Origin of the sequence: Dermabacter sp. (genome assembly GCF_032550575.1) — a bacterium.
Classification (GTDB): domain Bacteria; phylum Actinomycetota; class Actinomycetes; order Actinomycetales; family Dermabacteraceae; genus Dermabacter; species Dermabacter hominis.
On record NZ_JAWFZC010000020.1, the window covers coordinates 1 to 1,090 of the forward strand.

Consider the following 1,090-nt stretch of genomic DNA (forward strand, 5'->3'; position numbering starts at 1 on the left):
AGATGGAGCCGATCAGCGCGCCAGCGGCGGTCACCGCCAGGATGAGCGCGCTCGGGGTACCGCGTGCCGAAATCTCAACCGCGGCCACCGCTGCTGCCGCACCGCCGCCCATGCCGTTATAGAGCGCGACCATCTGCGGCATCGCGGTCATTTCGACCTTCCTGCCGCGCAGCCAGGCCCAGCCACCGCCAAGTGCGATTGCGGCGACCGCCAGAATAAGATTGACGCCAAGATGCGGGCGGACGGTCTCTGCCACGTCGAAGACCGCCAGGAAGCTCACTGCGACCGCGACCACCATTCCGAGGCCTGCCACGACGATGCCGGATAGCGCCGTCACGGGTGACGACATGCGCTTCAGGCCGAAGATGAAGAGGACAGCGGCAGCGAGCCCGCTTAGTCCAGCAATGTGCTGTACAAACATCTCACTTCCTCCCGTCGCCGCTGGACTTGAACATGGCGAGCATTCGGTCTGTCACGACATAGCCGCCGGCGGCATTGGCCGCGCCGAGCGCGACGGCGATGAAGCCGAGGACTTGTCCGAACAGACTGGTTGCGTTAATAAGGGCATGCAGGGCACCGACGACGACGATGCCGTGGATGAAGTTCGATCCGGACATCAGCGGCGTGTGCAGAATCGAGGGAACGCGGCTGATGACTTCGTATCCGGTGAACGCCGCTAGCATGAAGATGTAGAGGGCGATCAGCCATGTCATGGAGGTATCGATGGTCATTTCGCGGTCTCCGTATCGCTTGAAACCTTACCCTCGACAGCGCTGCGCGCCGCTTCATTGCGGATTTCGCCGGCGTGCGTGAGCACGGTACCAGCGATAACCTCGTCCTCGAAGTCGAGGGCGAGTGCGCCATCCTTCACGATGAGCGTCAGCAGGTTGAGAATGTTCTTGGCGTAGAGCTCGCTCGCGTGCTGAGCGAGCGCGGATGGGACGTCGAGCGGCCCCAGAATGATTGCCGGCCCGACCGTTACCGTTTCTCCAGGCTTCGTGCCTGCACAATTGCCGCCACCCTCGGCGCCGAGATCGACGATCACGGCGCCCGGTTTCATCGCGGCGATCTGATCGGCCTCGATCAGTAC

Annotated in this window: 2 protein-coding genes and 1 pseudogene; all 3 read right to left on the minus strand. The window is 63.0% G+C overall.

Annotated elements, in window-relative coordinates:
• Window positions 1–421 (minus strand): NAD(P)(+) transhydrogenase (Re/Si-specific) subunit beta (locus E6X30_RS10300; protein WP_316336199.1); only part of this gene is annotated, 421 nt, incomplete at its 3' end.
• Between the two features lies 1 nt (window position 422).
• Window positions 423–731: an NAD(P) transhydrogenase subunit alpha gene (locus E6X30_RS10305; protein WP_023302485.1), complete on the minus strand. Its 309-nt coding sequence runs from the start codon at window positions 729–731 to the stop codon at window positions 423–425.
• Window positions 728–1,090, minus strand: a pseudogene (locus E6X30_RS10310) (NAD(P)(+) transhydrogenase (Re/Si-specific) subunit alpha); the annotation flags it as partial. The gene E6X30_RS10305 and the pseudogene E6X30_RS10310, both read right to left, overlap by 4 nt.